The 20,194-nt window shown below is 53.3% G+C and carries 17 protein-coding genes and 1 riboswitch; of the genes, 5 read left to right on the forward strand and 12 right to left on the reverse strand.

Translation table 11 applies throughout. From position 1 onward, the window contains the following. Positions 1–55: 55 nt before the first annotated feature. From ACGHAD_RS00740 to ACGHAD_RS00775, 8 genes are all read right to left on the reverse strand, one after another. A complete protein-coding gene (locus ACGHAD_RS00740) occupies positions 56–259 on the reverse strand; it encodes a hypothetical protein (protein WP_382414039.1) in 204 nt (67 codons plus the stop codon). 453 nt (positions 260–712) lie between these two features. Beyond that, positions 713–4,270: a hypothetical protein gene (locus ACGHAD_RS00745; protein ID WP_382414041.1), complete on the reverse strand. Its 3,558-nt coding sequence runs from the start codon at positions 4,268–4,270 to the stop codon at positions 713–715. Positions 4,271–4,535: 265 nt separating this feature from the next. Beyond that, positions 4,536–6,740, reverse strand: a complete 2,205-nt coding sequence (locus ACGHAD_RS00750; protein WP_382414043.1) for an alpha-glucuronidase family glycosyl hydrolase — start codon at positions 6,738–6,740, stop codon at positions 4,536–4,538. Between the two features lie 220 nt (positions 6,741–6,960). Then, positions 6,961–7,863, reverse strand: coding sequence for a hypothetical protein (locus ACGHAD_RS00755; protein WP_382414045.1), 903 nt, complete (start codon positions 7,861–7,863; stop codon positions 6,961–6,963). Between the two features lie 214 nt (positions 7,864–8,077). Beyond that, positions 8,078–8,845: a choline/ethanolamine kinase family protein gene (locus tag ACGHAD_RS00760; RefSeq protein WP_382414047.1), complete on the reverse strand. Its 768-nt coding sequence runs from the start codon at positions 8,843–8,845 to the stop codon at positions 8,078–8,080. Then, positions 8,838–9,467 carry a nicotinamide riboside transporter PnuC gene (pnuC, locus tag ACGHAD_RS00765; RefSeq protein WP_382414049.1) on the reverse strand — a complete coding sequence of 210 codons (630 nt, stop codon included), beginning with the start codon at positions 9,465–9,467 and terminating at the stop codon, positions 8,838–8,840. The genes ACGHAD_RS00760 and pnuC overlap by 8 nt, the downstream gene beginning before the upstream one ends. Then, positions 9,464–9,727 (reverse strand): YkoF family thiamine/hydroxymethylpyrimidine-binding protein, encoded by a 264-nt coding sequence (locus ACGHAD_RS00770; protein WP_339617392.1) that lies wholly within the window; start codon positions 9,725–9,727, stop codon positions 9,464–9,466. Before ACGHAD_RS00770 ends, pnuC begins: the two co-directional genes overlap by 4 nt. 54 nt (positions 9,728–9,781) lie before the next feature. Next, a complete protein-coding gene (locus ACGHAD_RS00775) occupies positions 9,782–11,902 on the reverse strand; it encodes a TonB-dependent receptor (RefSeq protein WP_382414052.1) in 2,121 nt (706 codons plus the stop codon). Between the two features lie 111 nt (positions 11,903–12,013). Beyond that, positions 12,014–12,129, reverse strand: a riboswitch (TPP riboswitch). A 138-nt stretch (positions 12,130–12,267) separates the two neighbouring features. Here ACGHAD_RS00775 and ACGHAD_RS00780 point away from each other — a divergent pair. Both ACGHAD_RS00780 and ACGHAD_RS00785 read left to right on the forward strand, forming a co-directional pair. Beyond that, positions 12,268–13,413 (forward strand): helix-turn-helix domain-containing protein, encoded by a 1,146-nt coding sequence (locus ACGHAD_RS00780; protein WP_382414054.1) that lies wholly within the window; start codon positions 12,268–12,270, stop codon positions 13,411–13,413. A gap of 204 nt (positions 13,414–13,617) precedes the next feature. Further along, positions 13,618–14,064 (forward strand): hypothetical protein, encoded by a 447-nt coding sequence (locus ACGHAD_RS00785; protein WP_382414056.1) that lies wholly within the window; start codon positions 13,618–13,620, stop codon positions 14,062–14,064. A gap of 173 nt (positions 14,065–14,237) precedes the next feature. On the opposite strand, the gene ACGHAD_RS00790 is transcribed toward ACGHAD_RS00785, so the two are convergent. From ACGHAD_RS00790 to ACGHAD_RS00800, 3 genes are all read right to left on the reverse strand, one after another. Further along, on the reverse strand, positions 14,238–14,942 hold the full coding sequence (locus tag ACGHAD_RS00790; RefSeq protein WP_382414058.1) for a cytochrome c biogenesis CcdA family protein: 705 nt from the start codon (positions 14,940–14,942) through the stop codon (positions 14,238–14,240). Between the two features lie 2 nt (positions 14,943–14,944). Further along, complete coding sequence (locus ACGHAD_RS00795; RefSeq protein WP_382414060.1) at positions 14,945–15,343, reverse strand: thioredoxin family protein; 399 nt, start codon at positions 15,341–15,343, stop codon at positions 14,945–14,947. 205 nt (positions 15,344–15,548) lie between these two features. After that, positions 15,549–15,875 (reverse strand): hypothetical protein, encoded by a 327-nt coding sequence (locus ACGHAD_RS00800; protein ID WP_339617398.1) that lies wholly within the window; start codon positions 15,873–15,875, stop codon positions 15,549–15,551. A gap of 456 nt (positions 15,876–16,331) precedes the next feature. On the opposite strand from ACGHAD_RS00800, the gene ACGHAD_RS00805 reads away from it, so the two are divergent. Both ACGHAD_RS00805 and ACGHAD_RS00810 read left to right on the forward strand, forming a co-directional pair. Beyond that, positions 16,332–16,682 (forward strand): HopJ type III effector protein, encoded by a 351-nt coding sequence (locus tag ACGHAD_RS00805; RefSeq protein ID WP_382414062.1) that lies wholly within the window; start codon positions 16,332–16,334, stop codon positions 16,680–16,682. A 147-nt stretch (positions 16,683–16,829) separates the two neighbouring features. Then, positions 16,830–17,648, forward strand: coding sequence for an alpha/beta hydrolase (locus ACGHAD_RS00810; RefSeq protein ID WP_382414064.1), 819 nt, complete (start codon positions 16,830–16,832; stop codon positions 17,646–17,648). Between the two features lie 124 nt (positions 17,649–17,772). On the opposite strand, the gene ACGHAD_RS00815 is transcribed toward ACGHAD_RS00810, so the two are convergent. After that, complete coding sequence (locus ACGHAD_RS00815) at positions 17,773–18,654, reverse strand: LysR family transcriptional regulator (protein WP_339617401.1); 882 nt, start codon at positions 18,652–18,654, stop codon at positions 17,773–17,775. Positions 18,655–18,739: 85 nt separating this feature from the next. On the opposite strand from ACGHAD_RS00815, the gene ACGHAD_RS00820 reads away from it, so the two are divergent. After that, positions 18,740–19,726 carry a putative sulfate exporter family transporter gene (locus ACGHAD_RS00820; protein ID WP_339617402.1) on the forward strand — a complete coding sequence of 329 codons (987 nt, stop codon included), beginning with the start codon at positions 18,740–18,742 and terminating at the stop codon, positions 19,724–19,726. The last annotated feature ends 468 nt before the right edge of the window (positions 19,727–20,194 follow it).

A 20,194-nucleotide genomic window follows, 5' to 3' on the forward strand; every position in this document is an offset into this window, starting at 1 on the left:
CTGGCAATATTGTTTCCTGTTCGTCCCAATGCGCTACCAGTTGGCGTGGCACAGATCATTTATTGTTATTGTCTTTTGCTCCCTGCCTGGCGGTTGCAAATGCTATTCCCATGCATACACCCGTGCCGATAAACACGCCTAAAAATGGCAGGATATCGAACACTACCCCTGCGATAACTCCTATAGCTGTACCAACGGATGACCCTATCGCGATAGCGTATCCGTAATATTTTCCTGCCGCTTTATTTCTACTTTTCATGGTTTACCTATTGCTGGCCTGGGTTGTGGGGAACGTTAAGTCTACGCGGTTAAACTTTCTTTGTGAAACCGGAGCAACCGCCAGAATAATAGCGGCTAGCGGCGAAAGTAAATCGGCCCCTAAGAGCCAACCGCCACCTCGGTAACAAAGCTAATAATGACCAATGCTGCCTGCATGATGGTTGCCCGCTAATAGCTAGGGGGCTGAGTTGTCGCCACTATAGCGGAGTCGTTAGCCGAGCGGGGTATTAGCCGCTCTGGAGCAATTGGCAGCGCCAGAAAAAGTTGAGTTTGAGGGGAGCCTAACGTTGGCAAAGAGGCTATGCGGAAAAGGGGCTTTAACTGTGAGGCGGTTTTAAAGCGCGCGTGGGGTCGCGCCAATCACCGGTAATGGTTATCGGTGATTGGCGCGACCGCTACAACCTGTTGTGACAATTAGGTTACTTGTCGGGGTTTATTCAAACGAGGATACGTTGTCGAGGTAAACGCTTTCGGTGGAGGTCTCTTCCGCGTTGCCACCAAATTTAAATTCGACGCGCTCGGGCGTCAGGTCAGGCGTGGCAACGGCAAAGGTACCTTGGTTGATGCCATTTACCCACAACGTGTACTCGTTGCTGGTGGCGATATCGGTCCAGGCTAACTTGATAGTGTTCCAGGCATCATAGTTGTAGCTGGTGACACTTTCTTGGCCGCTCGCGGCTCTGCGTCGTAAATCGCCCCCGGGTTTAAACAAAATATCCATGCTGCGGTTAGCTGAGTTGTAAGTGGTCGCGTAAACCGTTATCAAAAAGTCTGCGACGTTTGCAGCGGGGATGTACACAGAGGCGGTGATCGCGCCGGTGTTAGATGCCCCCCAGTTAGCACGCGCGCGCACTTGGCCCTCTTCTGGGTGCGAGAACTTGACCGACTGCGTGCCGTCCTGTGCTTGCTCATCACTCACTTGAATATTGCCAGGTATATCGGCGTCGTTTTCAAGCGCCGTGGGCGCTTCGCCTATGGTGTCATCTTCAAACGAGTTTACGCTTCCGGTTGCTCCGCCGTTACCATCGCCGGTATCGGGTACCGGCATGGAGATGGCATCGAGATACAATGGCTCATTGGTAATCGCGCCGCTGTTGCCGCCGTACTTAAACTCGACCCGCTCTGGGGTTAAGCCGGCGGTTGCCGCCGCAAAGGTTCCCACTGAGTCACCGTTAATGATCAAGGTGAACTCATTGTTGGTGGCTAAATTGTCCCACTGAATTTCAATATCAATCCAGCCGCCTAAATCGTACCGCATGACATCTTCTTGCTCGCTGCCTTCACGGCGTCTGATGCTGCCGTCACCTTTAAATATAATATCGATCGCTCGGTTGTCTGAGTTATATTCGGCGGCGTAGAGGGTGATTAGCGTATCTTGGTCAGTGTCGGTCGAGAAATACAGAGACCCTTTAACGGAACCGCTCTCGGTGGCGCCAAACTCGCGGCGCATTCTTACTTGGCCTTCGGTGGTGTGATTGAGCTTAACCACTTGAGTGCCTTCACGCGCGACCTCGTTTGACACAACGATACTGCCCTCGTTGTCAAAATCGGCAGGTGCCGAATCAAAGCTGTCAGCTTCAAAACCAAAGTCGGGGTTGCTGGCATCGCCCACGGCAAAACCGCTGCTGGGTTCGCTGCTAGAGCTGCTGGAGCTTACCGAACTGCTGCTGGAACTTACCGAGCTAGAGCTAACCGAGCTTGCAATGCTACTAGAGCTAACTGAGCTTGCAACGCTGCTGCTGGAGCTGATTGAGCTCGCAATGCTACTAGAACTAACTGAGCTTGCAACGCTGCTACTAGAGCTGACTGAACTTGCGACACTGCTAGAGCTAACCGAGCTGGCGACACTACTGGAGCTAACGCTAGACGATTGGCTGCTCTCGCTACTCGCGTCGGATGACGCACTGGAGTTTGAGGAGCTGCTGCCCTGGTCTGGATTGTTACCGCCGTCGGCCGAGTCGGCAATGCTAATGGCGTCTAGGTAGAGCGACTCTGTGGTTATAGCGCTGCTGTTGCCGCCAAACTTAAACTCCACTCGCTCTGGTACTAAACCTGGTGTGGTCGCCGTAAAAGTACCAATCGAGTTGCCGTTAATCAGCAGAGTGTATTGATTACTGCTGGCAAGATCTTGCCATTGAATCTCTACATCCATCCACTCGTTAAAATTGTAGGCCTGTAAGTCGATCTGGCTGCCTCCTTCACGGCGACGCAAGGTACCGTCGGGCTTAAACAGCAGGTCAATGGCGCGGTTGGCGGAGTTGTAGGTCTCGGCATAAACGGTAATAAGTGTGTCGACGCCGACATTCTCGGGGATAAGCAGCGATGCTTTGATGCTCCCGGTAGCCTTTGCGCCAAACGCTTTGCGCATTCTTACCTGGCCTTCGGAGGTATGGCTAAACTTGGCTGACTGCGCACCCTCGCGAGCTTGCTCATCCGAGACGCTAATGTCCCCTTCAGACTCAAAATCGTTGGGTGTTTGGCCTAGCGATTCTGACTCAAAGCTAAAGTCTGTGTTATCGGGGGTGCCTTCGCCGCCATCACCGCCACCGTTGTTGTTGCCATCGTTGGCGATGTCAGAGGCACAGGTGTTGGTGCCCTCGGCAATACAAAAGTCGTTAAACAAAATGGTTTCATCGCGCAACATATCGATGTTGTTGAGGCTGCGGTACAAACCCCATTTGGGACGATTGATGCCGGCCCCTTCGCGCCACATATCAATGTTGTTGGCGCTCCAGTCGATTAAAGTGGCGTTGTCGCTTAAGCGGCTCAAGCGTACTTCCAAGCTGCCGTTGTCTGCGTTTTTCGTGCGCACAAAGGCCTCTACCCACTCGCCGGTAAAACCGGACAAGTCGGCCACGGCGACTTCGCTGGCACCAAGATCTGTGCTGGGGGCGTGTAACACTTGCAGTTGATCGGGGCTGCCAGCGCGAGGCGTGAGGGTGACGATTGGCATGCTGTCATCGCCACCGGCGGCTTTGATCTGAAAGATATGGGTAAACGATGAAGACGCCTGAAAGCCATCGTCGAGTTTAAACTTCCAGCGGTAGGTGTGTATCTCGCCCTCGCTGGCAACGCGGTCAGCCGGTGAGGCATCGTAGGTTTTTACTTCGATGCGCTGGCGATCGGTGGTCGATTCAATGCAGCGGTCGCCGTCGACGTCGCGCAGCAGATGAAAAGCAAATACATACTCGTTGAGCGTAGCGTCCATTACCTCGGTAATACGGCGGCCAAAGGCGTCGGTCTCGGGGTCGCACACTGGGCTCTCTACCGCGCTGCCGCCAAATACCGTGTCAAACAGCTCGTAGGTGTCGCCGGGGCCGTCGGCAGAGGCAACCACGCGATGGTTGATTTGGTTGTCCAGCGTCGCTTGAAAGTGGCTTTGCGCTTCGCTGACAGAGACCAGCTCCATACTGCTCGCGCCCGAATTACTCAGTAAGTTAAGTACCGCTGAGGATTGCGCAAAGGCCTCTGGGTCTTGCGAGAAGTCGATGGCCGTGGCCGCACCGTGGGCTAAATCGTCAATGCTAATGCCATTGTCGGGGTTGCCGTCTTGATCGAGCGACAGTAACAACCGAACGATGTTAGTCACGGTGTTATCGGTGATGTCATCGCTATCGGCCAAGGTTAAGGGCGTCACCGTGGGCTGAGCTAATACCGGAGGAAAGGTCAAATCGCCAATCGAAAAAGTCACTGTCTCGCCGGCGAGGTAATCGTACTGCCCGGTGGCCGAGGTAAAGCCGCTGCTTGACGCGGTTTGGTAGTGCAGGTTGGCGACAATGCTATCGACGAAGAAGCCCTGGCGCACCAGCGGGTTGTCAGAGCCGCCCGCTGCATCGCTCGACGAGCTACTGGCGATTTCGCTGCTGGAGCTGGAGGAACTACTCGAGACAGCTCCAGAGCCTGGGGTGGGAGTGTCGTGGCCGATACCGCCGCCGCAGGCCCCCAATAGGCCCGATAGACAGATCAATGTTGATGTTTTGAACAAAGTCATAGTGTTCACCTTTTGCTTATTATTGGTGTCGTTTGATGAATTTTTGCGAGCCTACACTATCTGACGATAAGGTCATGCTGTCAAGTGGTATTACCAATAGCCCGGTGCGAATGGTAATAAAAGGACTGGGTCGGAGTGGGGTTAGTTGGCCGAGGAGGGTGTTTTTGGCGTGAGGCCGAGTAGGTATTTAGGGCTAAGTTGATGTGGAGTCGGGATCTACTAAAAAGGCCCAGCGCGTGAGCCGGGCCTTTTTAGGTGGTTACCGTCAGTGTGCGGAGGGGAACGGATACCAAGGGTCTGGGACGTAGCGGATTTTCTCTTGGTTTTTGTAATATTCCAGTGGGTGTGCCGGAGCGGACGAGCCCTTGGGCAGTGCCAGGCCGCTAACGCTGGCAAAGTAACTGACACAGGCATCGCGCCAGTAGATGGCGTCGCGCAATTGTACTTTCAGTTGTGCCTCAACTTGGCTAAAGCGCTCGGGGTCAATCTTACCTTTTAGCTCTTGCCACTGGGTTTGCATCTCGCGCACTTGGTTAACGCCGGTATCGTATTTGTGTACCAGCTCTTGCCACAGGCTGCGGCCCGAATCCATTTTGTAGCTCCAGGGTAAATGATGGAACCACAGCAGTAACGCTTCTGGCGTTGTTTCGGGCTTGGCAAATTGGGTGGCCCAGTGTGGGTAGTACTGCTCGATGGCGTGCGAGCCGGTTTTAGTGCGATCGTAACCGATGCCGTCTTTGTCGGCCTGATGATAATAATAGGCGGTCCAATCGGGGCGGCCCGATGTATCGTGCCAGGGGGCGGGGCCGTAGTGGTGGCCTTGAGCATACAGGTGGGTTAGGCCTAAAGGCATACGGTAGTTAACGCCGGCCTCGCGGCTTATGGCCATAATATCGGTCACGGGCGCTAACACATCGTCCTTGTTGTTAAAGGTCATGCGGGCCCACTCATCGGCAATGGCGGCGGAGCTTAGCCCCACATCCCACGCTAAGCGGCCAAACGCATACCAGCTTGATTGCACAAAGGTGTGGCCGGTCCAGTTGCGATCGGTGCCGGGGTTTATCACCGCGGCCATGCCGGTGTGTTTATAGTCGAATACGTTACCCGCTAAAATTTTTCCTATGGTGCTGCCCGCGCCTTGGGCGTAGGTGTCGGCATCAAGCGCTTCTTCAAACAGTGGCCCCTGGTAGGCTAAGTGATTCGAGAAGCCAAAATATTCTTGCGAGACTTGCACTTCCAGCGCGATATTGGTTTTTTGCAGCGCGCCAAATAAGGGTGAGAAGGGTTCGCGGGGTTGAAAATCGATCGGGCCATTTTTAATTTGCACAATCACGTTGTCGCGGAACTTGCCGTCCAGCGGTTTAAATTCATCGTAGGCTTCGCGAAACCGATCGCCCTGCTCGGGGGCGTACACAAACGCGCGCCAAAACACTAAGCCATTATAGGGGGCGAGCGCATCGGCGAGCATATTGGCGCCGTCGGCGTGGTTGCGGCCAAAGTCTTGTGGGCCGGGCTGCCCTTCGGAGTTGGCTTTGACTAAAAAGCCACCAAAGTCGGGGATGTACTGGTAGACTTTTTTAACCCGCTCGCGCCACCATTTTTGTACTTTGGGGTCGAGTGGGTCGGCCGTGTCAAAGTCGTCCAGTAGCATGGGCGAGTTAAATTTAACCGACAAATAAAGCTTAATGCCGTAGGGGCGGAACACCTCGGCCAATGCCGCGGCCTTGGCTAAAAAGGCATCGCTTAAGATGCGCGCATCGGCGTTGACGTTATTAATAACGGTGCCGTTAATGCCCAGCGAGGCGTTGATACGGGCGTAATCGATATAGCGCGGGTTGTTTTGGTACTCGGGCAGGTTGCCCCACTCCCACAGTGATAAGCCGGCGTAGCCGCGCTCGACAATGCGGTTGAGGTTGTCCCAGTGGTTGACGACGCGGTGCTGCACCGAGGGTGCCGATTGCACGTCGATATGGGCAATATCGCTTTGGGTTTGCATTAACCGCAGCAGGTGAAACGCGCCGTACAGCACACCGGCATCGCTATTGGCGGCAATCACGGTGGCACGTTGGCCGGCGACCTTGGCACGAGTGATGATAAAACCCTCGGGCCCCACGGCGTTAAGCCTATCGCCAAGCTTTAAAGCGGCAATGTTGGCCGAGCTGTCGGGCGTGCCGATAATTAAGTTGCCGGCGCCTTGCGCGGCTTTGCTGGGCTTGATGCTTTGACCTAACAAACCATTTAGGCCACGGGTTAACTCGGCGCGGGCGGCTGCTAGGGTGGGCGATTGGTCGGTAGCCACTAACTGTTGCAGCTGGGCGCGGTATTGTTGTTTAAGTGTGTTGTCGGCGATGGTGTCGTAGCGCAACCACATGCGGTAGCCGTCTTCGGCTTGGGCGGTCGTGCACAGTAGCGTCAGTACTAGGCTGGCAAGCAGCGCTAAATATTGGGGCGTACGATACAGTCGGTACATGGTGAGCGTGTCCTGTTTAATATAGTTATGGTCATTATTACCATAATAGCATTTGCGTCCTACAGTGATGTGATATTTGACAAAAATTGACGTTTCGGGCGGTTAGTGTCGTCAATTTGCGAGCGGGGAGCGCGTTAACGGGGGCGGGTTGCGTAGCGCTTACCGTGCGCTGTCGGATTAGCCTTAGCCATCTGCAAAGAGGGCGGGTTAAAGATAGGCTTTAGCGATGGCAACCAATTTCTACACGTTTGTCATCTTGATCGGGTAAAAATCCGGCCGCTTGATACGCCTGGGTGATTACCCCCTGTTTACGTAATATGGCTAGACCTTTTTGCAGCGCCGCAAATACCCGTTGGCCATCGGGGTGCGATTTACTGACAAAAAAGTTGAGAGAATCATCGAACGAGATTTTATAGCCGGGTAGTGGGTTTAAGGTGATGTCGCTTACGGTGTGAGATTGATCTGGCAGAGAGGAGAAATGCATTAAGGTAAAGTCGGCGCGCTCGGCATCAACCATTTTAAACATGGTGTGGTAGGTGACGCCGTAATAGCGTTTGCTCTGTAGGCAATCCAGTGCTTGCACGTCGTAAAACCAGGTTTTGTCGGTAACGCCCGTTAAGTTTTTAAACCCGTTGGCTTTAATCTCGTCAAGCAAGCCCGGAAGCTTTTCTTTGGGGGCGTATATGCCTTTGGCGTATTCCCCTGAGTTTAATAAGTTGTCACTCACATAAACCCGCTCGGTGGCATCGCGCCCCCAAATAGCCGCGCCGCCGATAACGGCGTTGCCTGCGTCAATGCTTCGGACCATGCGCTCTTGCATCGGGTGCGCCTGCCATTTGGTGTTAACCGCAAAATCTGCGGCGTCGAAGGCGCGGCACATAAGGCTTAGTTCGTTTAAGGTAACATTTTTGACCAGCCCCATTTTTTGGTAATCGAGGCAGTGGTGATCTTGGGAGTACTTACGGATGTCGGCCAGGAAGTAAGAGTAGACGGCGACGGTTATATCGAGAGGAGCTTCGGTGTTGCCGGCATGGCTGGTGGGGGTGAAGAGTATGACATAGCTTGTCAGCCATACTGCGATCATACGGCGTATCTGTCGCGCGGTGGGACTTGTTATTTTCATAATCCATTCCCGGTAACATTCCACAAGGTGCCACACTGTCGTTTGTCCTTTAACGTCGCCCTTGCGTGCGGTATGGGTAAGCTTCTCGGCTTTAAAGGTTAACGCGGTAGGCGTTACTCGTGACTGATCATAGATTTATATCTTTGAGTGTATCAGCCCTTAGGGCGAAAGTGTTAGCGTCGCCTGGTTGCTAGCGGGGGCAGCTGATGCGGGGTTACTCGTCTGGGCTAAGGTGGCAAGGCAGTGCCAATACCCGCTCCCATAGCTCGTTAGTCCACTGCGCTAGTTCGTGAATAAAAGGTTCGTGCACAAGTGCGGTATCAATGCACCATAAATCAATGTCGGCGTGGCCGATAGCGGCGTACTCCCAGTCGATGAGGTACAAGCGGTTACCGGTATCGAGGATGTTTTCAGGAATTAAATCGTGGTGGGTCAGCTCGGCCGGCCAGGGCGCTTGATCAAAGGCTTGTAGTCTTGGTGTAAAGGTCGCCCATTGTTGCGCAAGGTCGACCGATACGGTGCCCGCGCTTTGCAGCTGCTGCATGTAATGCGCTAGGTAGTTGTAATAAGAGCGCTTCTCGGTGGCGGGGTTTAGCTCGCGTACCGAGCGCAGCAAGCGCAAGAGGCGTTGGCGTTGTAGCGGGTTGCTAAAATCTTTTGCCTGCCATACGCGGGCATCGATAAAAGGCAGTATCGAGAAGCGGTGGCTTGGATCTTGGTAAATCGGCTCGGGCGCAATTTTGGCCTTGGCGGCGCTATACAGTATTTGCGCCTCGGCGGTGCGGTTGATACCGAGTGCCTCACTGCGCCGATTGTTAAGGCGCAAAATTAACGGCCCGCTCAACCCCGGCACGGCAATTTTAACATTGCGATTGGTGCGCCCACCGGGTACTGGCCCCAGCACTTTGGGCGGCGCACTAATGGCCAGTGGCCACTCGCGCCAGCTGGCTAATACCGATTGTAAGCTCGCGGTATCAGGCATGGGCAGTTCCGGTAACGGCCCTGTTTACATAGTCGCGCCGCCAGCTTATAAAGCCAAAAACCGAGATAACCAGATACGAGACTAATAGGCCAGCGGTAAGGTATAGACCGCGATCAATAAACAAAAAGATCGACGTGGTGTTAATAATCATCCAATACAGCCAGTTTTCTAATACTTTGCGGGCTACCATGAAAGTGGTAATGACGCTGGCCCACGTGGTGAATGAATCCACATAGGGCCAAGCGGCGCCGGTGTATTGGTGCAGTAAGCTACCCGAGGTAAGCGTTAGCAGTGCGATGGTTACTATCGTCAGGGCGTGTTTTTTGCCGCTCCAACGCTGCACCGGCAGCTCGGTGTCGCGCGCGCCGCCGTGGTGCCAATGCCACCAGCCATACACGGCCATTAACATGTAGTAACCATTAAGGGCCGATTCCATCAGCAATGAAACGTCCCAAAACAACAGGGTATAAATGGCGGTGCTGGCCAGCGCGCAATACCAACATAAACTGTTTTGCTTTACGGCCAGCAACAAATAGGCAATCGCCAAAATCACCGCAGCGATCTCCCAGCCGGACATGGCCTGCCAGGCGCTGCCTATTTGTTGGGTAACGCTTTCGCTCATACGTCTTGCTCGGGCAGAGCTTCGAACCCCGGTAAAAACTTAGCCACAAATACCGCTTTGCCGTGTTGCTCCATGCTGTGTTTAAAACCGTCGCGCAGGACATCCATGACCCGCTCATAATCGCCGGTAATAATGGTGCAGGTGGCGACGGTTTGCAGTCGTATATCCGGTTGCTGGTTGAGCCAAGCGATAAAACCTTCAATGGGTGGCAGGTAATCGCCATTAAAGGGGTACATGCTCAATTCGACGGATAACTGCATAACAACTCTCAGACTAAGTGGGTGTAGTAAAAACGATACCTGGCGCTAGTTTACCTAAAACCGCACACTGGCGGTGGCGGCAATCATGCGCGGCTCGCCAAACTGGTAGTAAGGTTTGGTGGTGTAAGCGTCGCGCGGGTCGTTGCCAAAGCTGCCAAAACCGCGGGTTTGGGTGTCTTCATCGGTGAGGTTGCGGCCGTACAAGGCCACCTCCCACTGCTCGGTTTGGTAGCCGATACGGGCATTAAATAACTCGTAAGACTCCGACTGCGCCTCGTGGCGGCTAGAGAAGTAAAAGCTGTCTTTGCCCTCTACCTCAACGCGGGCGTACCAGTGCTCGGTAAAGTTAAATACCGCGCCGGTGGTAAATTGGTAGTGGGGTGCGTGGGGTAAGTCGTGGCCGCTTAAGTCGACAGGGGTGCCGTCCTCTAAGTTTCTATCGGCGTGCGCGAAGCTGATGAAGTCTTTAAATTCGCTGCGCAGGAGGCCCAGGCTGGCAAAGACACTTAGCATCTCATTAGCTTGCCAGTTTAGTTCGGCCTCTAGCCCGTAAGTGGTACCAGCGGGAGCGTTAACGGTGTAGTCATCAAAGCCGCACGGGCAGTCGTCACCCTCAATCGGTACAAGTAATGACTGTTTGGTTTGCAGGTCATCGCGGTCTTGGTAAAACAGCGCGATCTGGCTTTGCAGGCGGTTATCTTGGCTGGTGGTTTTAAGGCCGGTTTCGTAATTCCACAAAAACTCGGGTTCGTATTTGCGCTCGTCGGCGGGTAAGTCGGCAACGCTGTTAAAGCCGCCAGCTTTGTAACCGCGCGAGACAAGCCCATACCAAAGGGTCGATTCGTCCGGGCGGTACTCCAGCGCCACTTTACCACCCAGCATATCGTCGCTGGGCTCGTTGCTTACGCCGTCGCTGTCGCGGTAGCTGGCGTCGCGCTGCTCGTAACGCAGGCCGGTCACTACTTGCAGTGCCTGGCTGAGAGGAATTTCTAACTGGCCGTACAGCGCGGTGTTGTCGCTGCTAAAGTCGCTAAAAAAATCCTGCGCTAAATACGTTTGCTGACGATCTAAAACTTCTGATTGATCGCGGTAATAAGCCCCTGCCACCCAGCCCAGCTCGCCGGCCTCGTGGTCGGACACTAACCGCACATCGAGCGTGGTGTTGTCGATCTCGCGCTGGTAGTTATCTTGTGAGTTGTAACCGTACTGCTGTTTGCCCTCAACTACACAATTAAAGTCAGCACAGATATCGGGGTAGGCCCAGTCTTCATCGTAGCCGTACTCGGTGTCCGAGTTGGCGTTGCTGGCTTGGACAATGGCGTGGAAGGCATCGCTTACCTGCCAGTTGGCTTTTACGGCAAAGGCGACGGTCTCTTGCCGGTCGTGCCCCGGGTTGTCGGACAGCGTGGTGCGGGTGTTATCCAGCGAGAAGCCGTCGTAGCCGTTATCCACATTGACGTACATAGCGGTAAAATCCAGCGCCAAAGCGTCGCCGATTTGCCAGTTGAGTTTACCGCGCGCGGTTTGCTCGTCGATGTTGGCGTTGTCGTCGATATTTAAAAAAGCGTTTTCTTGGTAGCCGTCGCTGGTGTGCTGCTCGAGTGCTACCCGAAACCCAACATCGCGACTGACAGGGCCGCTAAGTACCGCGCTGGTGGTGTAGGTATTATAGTCGCCCACCGTGGCCGACAGCTCGCCGCCAAACTCTTGGGTGGGGCTGCCCGATACCATATTGATTAAACCGGCCAGCGCGTTGGCGCCGTAGAGGGTGCCTTGCGGGCCGCGCAAAATCTCGACTTGCTGGATATCCAGCGTCGTGGCAGCGGCGCCAATACCGGTGAGGTCGATACCGTCGACTAACAAACCGACCGAGGGGTTTACCGGCTCGATAAACTGGCTGCGCTCGCCAATGCCGCGAATCTGAAAAAACCGCCCGCGCGAGGCGCCGGTCGAGAAGTTCACATTGGGCGCGGTGTTTAAGATGCCGGCTAAATGCTCGGCGCCACGAGCTTTAATGGTGTCAGCACCTATCACGCTGGCGCTGGTGGATAAATCTTGCAGTGGTGCGGCGCGAAAGTCGGCGCTGACTAGAATCTCTTCGATGCTATCGTCGGCAGCGTGGGTTTGCGCCGCAATAGCGAGCGTGAGGGCACTTAAGGCTAGGGTTTTGTTCATGGTTGAGTCTCCGGTAATGTGTAGGAGACCCGGTCTGCTTACAATAGCGTCGTAATTGGGGCACGTTGTTAGTGCTTGGCAACCAAAGGCTCTGGCTGTGGGCGTATTATTGCTGTGCGAATAGTCCAATCCCTACGCCGGCATTAACCGGATCAGGTTCAACGGGTCCGCACTGTGTGCGTCTCAGGCCGACTGCCAAAGCAGTCTGGCCACCCCGAGGATGTCGTTTCGTTTTTCTAGAAAGGCGGTATTTTATGCCGTTTTGTTCCATCTAACCAGTGATAGCGCTTATTTTTATGGTGACTATCATCCCGCACCGATAGTGGTTAGCATTGCGTTTGTCTTTATGCTGGCTCGCGACTCCCATGCTGAATTTTTATAAAAAAGCCATTACCGTTCTTGTCGGGTTATTAACCGTGTCGGTGTTGCTACTCTTTGGGGCGCTAAAGCACACCTTTATATCGCAGTCTTTATTGCCCCGTGGTGACAGCGAGCTGCCCTGGCGGGCCAGCCCAGAGGACGATACATCTCAGGGCGGCGCCTCCGAGGCGATCGTGCTAGACGATACGTATGGCCTGGAGTACGACTTGTTTATTGCGCCTAAAGCGCAATACCCGGCGGCATCGGTGGGGTTGGTGTTTACCGACGCCAAGGGCGAGCCGCGCTTGGTGGACTTGAGTCGCTACAGCGAGTTGACCTTTACGGTTAAATGCAGCCCCGCCAATGAACTGGCCCTTATGGTGTTTACCGTTGATGAACGGGTCACCAAACTCGATGACTTTTTAACCTATCGCTCGCCCTTAAGCTTTTTTTCCTGTGGCGAGCAATGGCAGCAGCAGCGTATTGATTTAACCCGGCTAGAAACGCCGCAGTGGTGGCTAACCAACTTCGACTTTAAACTGTCGATGTCAGAGTATTCGCTGCAACAGGTGCCTAAAATATTGTTTGCCTCGACCACCCAAAGCCCGCAAAACCAGTTGTTGCATGTGCGGTTTAATCAGCTGGAACTGGCCGGTAAAGAGTGGGGCTATGTGTATTGTGTGGCGGTTTTTTTGTTTGTTTTGTGGACGATCGCCGGCGTTTGGTTGTTTCGCCAGCACACTCGGGCGCTGACCGAATCACTGAAACGAAAGATTCAGCAAGATCGGCCGTTGGTGGCTTATCAGCAGTTGTCGGTAGAGCCTAAGCGCGATAAAGACAGCGATGCCATCTTGCGCTACTTAACCACCGAGTACGCCAACCCCGAGTTAAACCTAGAGGCTTTAGTAAACGCCATCGGGGTCAGCCGTACCAAAATTAACGACATCCTCAAGGCCGAGCTGGGTTTTACCTTTACCGGCTACTTAAATAAGTTACGCCTGACCGAGGCGGCGCGTTTGTTGTCCGAATCGAAGGATGTGAGCGTGGGGGAAATTGCTTACTCGGTGGGTTATAAAAACATCTCCTACTTCAATAAGCTTTTTAAAGAGGAGTATGGCTGCTCGCCCAAGGTATTTCGCAGCGTCTATTAATCGTATAAGCGCCCGGTTTGGATGCGCTTCTCTCTAGCGTCTGGTGTTTTCTTGCACTTTCGTAAAAATAACTACCACTTTTGACCAATTGGAATGCTTTTTTTAACAAGCGTTAACACCAGAGGCTTGTTTTTACTAAGATTTTTGCCGAATAGAGCCGCGCTCCGCCACGGCCGCCATAATGTCAATAAGAGCGATATTCTCATGCAAAAACGTCAACGTCCGTCGGGCGAGCTTACCGTAAATCACTTGGTTGGAACCTGGTTTCGCGCGTACATCGACGCATTGAACGAGCCGTATTTGTCGTTAACGCTTGCGCCCCACGAGCAAGTTTTGCAGCAAGGCCGTGCTATTCGCGAAGCATTAGGTTGTGTAATCGATTATGCCGTTCAGACGTTAACCTCTTTGACGGTGGGCCGCGCCGACATAGTCGACTGCGAGTTAGCCACCTATCGGTCGCATCCAATGGGACCGATTCGGGTTGATGTGTCGCTCGAGGAGGGCGGTCTTGGCATGGCGCTGTATCACGCTCAGGTGTTTGCGCGCCAAAGCCCAAAGGAAATTTTGATCGCCGAGGCTTTTGGCACTTTGCAGCTGCAGGTTAAAACAAAACAGTCCACGGTTGTGTCGTTATTGGAGCACAGGTCTTAACGCGGGTTGGATCTATCTTATGATTAACCACCAGTCGCAGAAGCCTTGCCAGCCATCGATTGGGTAGCCGGTGGGCGTTTGCCCACCCGGGGTAGATGAATTCGACCGGCTAGAGTATGCCGAAGAGCGTCTGCGGGCTCGGGTTAACATCCCCGTCGTGGTGGGCGTAAGGGTTATAAGCTGGTTGCCATATCCGGTAGCCAAGCAATGGCCCACGTCTCTAATACTTTATCGAGCCCGGTTAGGGTTAGCACCGCTAGCAGTATGAGCATGTAGCCCAAAATAAGCTTACCGCGACTGGCACTGTTGGTGAGCTTGCTTGAAAAACGGCTGAGCAACTTACCCGACAACAAGCCTGCTGCCAGCAACGCCAACGCCGTGCCCAAGCCAAAGGCGAGCATGATAATAAACGCCGTACCCATTTGCTGGCCGAACGATGCCAGCGCGATGGCGGCGCCGAGGGTGGGGCCCACGCAGGGTAGCCATACCATACCCAGCAAAAACCCCACCCCAAACTGGCCACCCCAGGCGTTTTCGGTGGCACTGTTAAAGCGGCTGGTGAGCAGCGACAAACGCAAACTTATCCAATCGCCCAGGGGCTTAATAACAAGGATAAGCCCCACCAATAACAGTAAGATGGCGGCCATATAGCGAAACAGCTCTGGGTCCAGCCCGGCACTGACTAAGACAAAGGTAAACAGTGTGCCGGCGATGGCGAATGACAAGCTCAAACCCGCGGCTAACGCGTAGGGCCCATAGCGGCTCTCGCCTGCAGCCGAGCCCATAACGATAGGCACCAGTGGCCAAACGCAAGGGGAGAGCACGCTGAGGATGCCGGCCAAAAAGGCCAGCGGTAGTGCGGTTAATTCCAGCGTCATGCTTATTGCCCCAGCAGCTTGCCAATGGCGGCAAAGATTTTATCTTCGCGAGTTTCGGCGACGCTAAACCACACTTGCTCGCTACCATCAAACAGCAATAGGGTCGATTGGCGCGGCGCTTTAAAGTGTTTTACCCACTCTTTTTGATCATCAAAGTCCACTTCTAAAATAACGAGCTCAGAGTCCGGATTTTCGTTTTGATAGGTTTCTAATACCTCGCGCTGCTTGGCGCAGGTGGGGCACCAGGTGGCGTAAATATCGACCAAAATGGGCGCACCTTCGGCTTGCAGCGCGTCAAACCGCTCTTTTGTGAAAGATTCTGCCTCTAAGGCGTGGGCTTGCAGGCTGGTAAATAGCACTATGGCGGTGATTACAGGAGCGAAAAAACGCAAAAAATTCATACTAAGCCTCGTAGGTCTTAAACCGGTATTGGTTAAATGGTCTCGATCAGACTCCTGAGCCTTAAGAATGTTACAGACGTTTGCCGATCCGGCTGAGTCCACAGATGATTTCAGGCTTAGAGAGGGGGTTGGGTGTAATCCGGGCATAAAAAAAGCCGCCTGTAACATAGGCGGCTTTCGGGATCTGGTGTGTTGCTGCTCTGACTTAATCCATATCGTCTAGGGTGAGGACTAGGTCGTATTTTTTTACATTGATATTCTCGATGGTGTAGGTGTCACCGTCTTCGTCCTCAGCTTGCACATCAAACTTTGGGTTGGAGTAGCCTTTTAAGCTTACCGTCACTGTCTCGCCATCTAGCAGTACATCAACGTCCAGCACGTCTTCTTCCCACTCATCACTGCCCACACTGCTGACATACAGATGGTAAATATCGCTGCCGGTGTTGTTGGTTACCTTGACGTACATGTTGTCGGCGTAGGCACTCAGTGAACCCAAGCACAATAAAACCCAGAGAACCGCGAGTTTCTTCATAAATAGAAATTCCAAAAAGTGTTATGGTGATTGGCGTCGCTTTCAACGCTCACGCGTAATATAAGTCAGTTCGCCGATCTTGGCGATAAAAAGTTAAAGCGGCGCTAAAGCCCGTTTTTGCCGCGGCGCTGGGTGCGGGGTCAGGTTTTGTGCTATGGGCTTTGCGACATCGGGCCGCTATAATGTTGGCCTTAATTTTGGTACTGACTCTTAGTGCGTGTTTCACTGTAAGTGAAGCCTATAAAGGTTTGTCGCAAGTCTTACTTTTGTTAAAAGGGCGAGTCGGGTGTATCGACTTTGAGCTGTCTAAACCAACCACCCCTAGACTTGCTACCAATGATTTAGCGCTCGAAGGGATTGCTCTGCTCAATACCTGACCGACGCGCGAACAAGGCCAATAAAACCCAGCAGCCCCTTCGGGTAATGCAATTGGAACGCAACAGCGAAGATCGAACTATGACCCCAGAAATTCTTGTAGAAAAATTATCGAGCGAGCCACTTAGCGTCGAGTTCTCTGAAGTTATACAGATAATAGAGGCTTTTTACGATTACGAACCCACCGCTTTTAGCAATGGCGATTTGCAAAACGCCGCCGGCAGCAATGAGGGCTCGTGCAAGATTTTTGCCTTTGCCAAGCTGCATGGCCTAAGCGAGGCGCAAACCTTGGCGTGCTTTGGCACTTACTACCGCGACGATGTACTGGCTCACCCCGAGGGAACCGATCACGGCAATATCCGCAATTTTATTCAGCACGGTTGGGGCGGGGTTGAGTTTCACGGTGAGGCGCTGCAGTTAAAAGCCGGTTAAGTTGAGTAATCTGCCGGCGGCTAATGTGCGTATTACGGGTATAGGCGTCGGCACAAACTGTACCGGCAATACAATCAAAGGCGGGAGCGTGGCTTGCGGCAACTATATGTATGTATCCGAGTGTTCGTGTTGGCGGGGAGCCTGGGCTTGTTAAGCGGATGCAGTGGTACAGATTTTCTTAACACGGTTAATCGCGCGGGCCATTACCAAACGGCCAAAGATGTTGCTTACGGCCCACTGGAGCGCCAACGGCTGGATATATACCGGCCCCAAGCCTCAGCTAATGCCTGTGTGATTGTATTTGTCTACGGCGGTAGCTGGGACAGCGGTGCCAAAGAACAGTACGGATTTGTCGCGGCGGCGTTAGCGCGCCACGGCTACACGGTAGTGGTGCCCGACTACCGCCTCTACCCCGAGGTTAAGCACCCCGAGTTTATCGCCGACGTGGCGAAAGCTGTGGCCAGTGAGCCGGTGCAGACCTTGCTTGAGGGCAACTCGCTGGTGATGATGGGCCACTCGGCCGGCGCTATGATTGCAGGTCTTATCAGCTACGATGCTAAATACCTACAAGCGGAGGGCTTAAGCCCCGATATAATCGCCGCCTACGTTGCCTTGGCCGGCCCCCACGATTACTTTTTACCCACGCAAAAGTCTCGCTGGACGAATATCTTTGGCGACGACGAAACCAAACAAGTTGATGCCTTAACCGTCAACCATGTCACACCAAAAAATCCGCCTACCCTGATCTTGCACGGTGCCGATGACGAAACCGTTACCCCTAGATCGGCTGTGTCACTCGAGCAAAAACTAACAGCGGCGGGCGTACCGGTCACTCGTAAAACCTACCCCGGGGTGACCCACGTAAAACTTCTGGCGGCTATGGGCAGGCCTTTAGGGTTTTTGGCGCCGACGTTAGACGATGTAGATGAATTTTTGCGGCGGCGTTGTGATGGCGCCAGCCTTTGATACCGCGCTAAAACGTTTTGGGCCTTGCCAAGGCTTTGTTTGTTAATAGGTGTTCGTCGCGGTATTACGTTGCCGGCGTTTAGTGATGCTTGAGTCTCGTATAGCGCGCCGCTCGAGCGCGACATCATTGTGGCGATGATCGGGTACATAGCTCGATAAACGCTTTAAGCATAGGCTGCTCTTGCCGCTCAGGCGCTAATACCCACGAGAACCGGCGCTCTAAATTAAGCGGTGTGGGCAGTTGCACTAACTGACCACTGGCCAGCTCGCGGGCAATGGCCAAGTGTGATAAACAGCCCACGCCCAGCCCAGCAATTACGCTTTGTTTAATAGCTTCTTGGCGATTTAACGCTTGGGCGATGTTAATTTTTACCCCTAAACGTTGAAGCTCCGCGTCTAAAATCGAGCGTGTGCCGGAGCCCGACTCGCGAACCACCCATGGATACTGCAAAAGCTTTTTAAAGCTGGGTTTGCGCAGTTGTGCTAAAGGGTGTTCCGGCGCGCTAAAAACCACCAGCTGGTCGGTTTGCCACGGTGTGATCAAAAGCTCCGAGTGCATTGCCGGACCTTCAATTAACCCTAGCAACGCTCGTCCTTTAGCAACACTACTCAGCACTTGGCTGGTGTTTTCAATACTGAGTTTAATATCGGCCTGTGGGTGCACGTGTTTAAACCGAGCGATCAGCGATGGCGCTAAATAACTGGCAATGGTAATGCTGGCTGCCAAGTGCATAACGCCCATCACTGAGCCGGTGGCCGGTTGCGTGAGTTGTTGGGTCAGCTCAAGAATCTGCCGTACCCGTGATAAAATTTGTTCGCCCTCCGAGCTTAGTAGCAAGTGCCGGCCACGGCGCTCAAACAACGGATAACCGAGCGATCTTTCCATTTCTTTTAATGCCTGACTGGCGGCCGGCTGGCTAATGGCTTGCTCATTAGCGGCTTGGCTCAGGCGCTCAAGCCTGGCCGTTGCTTCAAATATACGCATTTGTCGCAGTGTTACATTCATAAGAATAATTTAACTCTTATATAAATAATATCCAATATACCTAAGTGTTTGTGCGCCGTACAGTAGCACCCAACTGGAGGTCATTATGTGGATGTTACTGATTGCTTTGGCTGGCCTAGCGCTGGCAGCCGCGCAACTACCCGTTTTGGCGGCGCTCGGTATCGGCGCTTTGCCGCTCGCCATTATATTGGGGATGCTGGTGGGCAACAGCACCGATCTGCCCGATCGTAAAAGTGCACAGCAGCCCATGTTGTTTTGTCAGCAAAAAATGTTGCGGCTGGGGGTAGTATTACTGGGCTTTAGTTTGAGTGTGCAGCAACTGGTTCAGGCCGGCTGGCAAGTATTAGTGCTCGATATGCTCGTGGTTATCACTGTACTTTTACTGGGTTTTTACCTCGGTGTACGCTGGCTCAAAATGTCTGCCCCCTTGGCGCTACTGACCAGCGTCGGTAGTGCCGTGTGCGGCGCATCGGCAATCATGGCGGTAGAGCCTGTGGTTAAGGCGCGTGAGCGGGATATTAGTATTGCAGTTGCCACGGTGGTGACCTATGGCTCACTGGCGATGTTTTGCTATCCGGTTATTTTTCACTTAACGGCGCCCGACAGTGCCAGCTATGGCGTTTATATTGGTAGTACGGTGCATGAGGTGGCCCAGGCGGTGGCGGCGGGTCAAGCGATTGACGAGCTGGCGTTGCAAGGTGCACTGGTGGCAAAGCTGGCGCGGGTGATGATGTTGGCGCCTGTGGTGTTTGTATTAGGTTTTTTCTGGCAGCGGCGGCAAGCGGCCCATCATCCGCAGGGCAAAGTATCACTGACCATCCCTTGGTTTGTCTTAGGATTTATTTTGGCAAGCATTATTCGCAGCTTTGTGCCCATGCCCGATCTTCTATTAGGTGTACTGAAGGCGGCATCGCAATTGACGTTGGCGCTGGCGATGGTGGCGCTGGGGTTAAAAACCCGCTGGCATTTATTGGCTAATGGTGGCGGTAAACCGTTTTTACTGGCGGGAATTTTGTGGCTGTTGCTGCTTGGCGGAGGCTTTTACCTAGTACCACAGATATTGGCTTGGTAGCGTTTGGGTTAGGCTGGCCTTTATCTCTATGCTTGGTTTGTGTCGCGCTGGTTGTAAGGTCACGTTAATGGCCGTGGCGGAGCTGATCCTGTTATTTATCGCGCACTAAAAACTTTAAGTGACTTACGTGCAACGCAATAACATCGCAACCGAACCTTCGTCGTGGTTCCCTCCAATCAAACATCTCAAGCGCAGTAAAATTTACAAGTTAAGGCGTGTTTACGCAAAATAAGTAAAAAGGGTGTGAACCCTCAAGCTTGAAGTAGTAATGCATTTGATGCAGATGTGCCGCGCCCAGCAAGGCTGCCAAGGCGTTTGAGGTTAAAACTGCTTTCATTTAATTCTTTGGCACGCTACCTGCTGTAAGTAAAGTACACACTCGAAAGAGTCTTTCGTAAGGCAACAGAAATAGTTACACCAATGGTTGCCGGTGTAACGCCAAATGTTCGACAAAAGTGAGGAATTATT

Source organism: Gilvimarinus japonicus (genome assembly GCF_042847215.1).
Lineage (GTDB): Bacteria > Pseudomonadota > Gammaproteobacteria > Pseudomonadales > Cellvibrionaceae > Gilvimarinus > Gilvimarinus japonicus.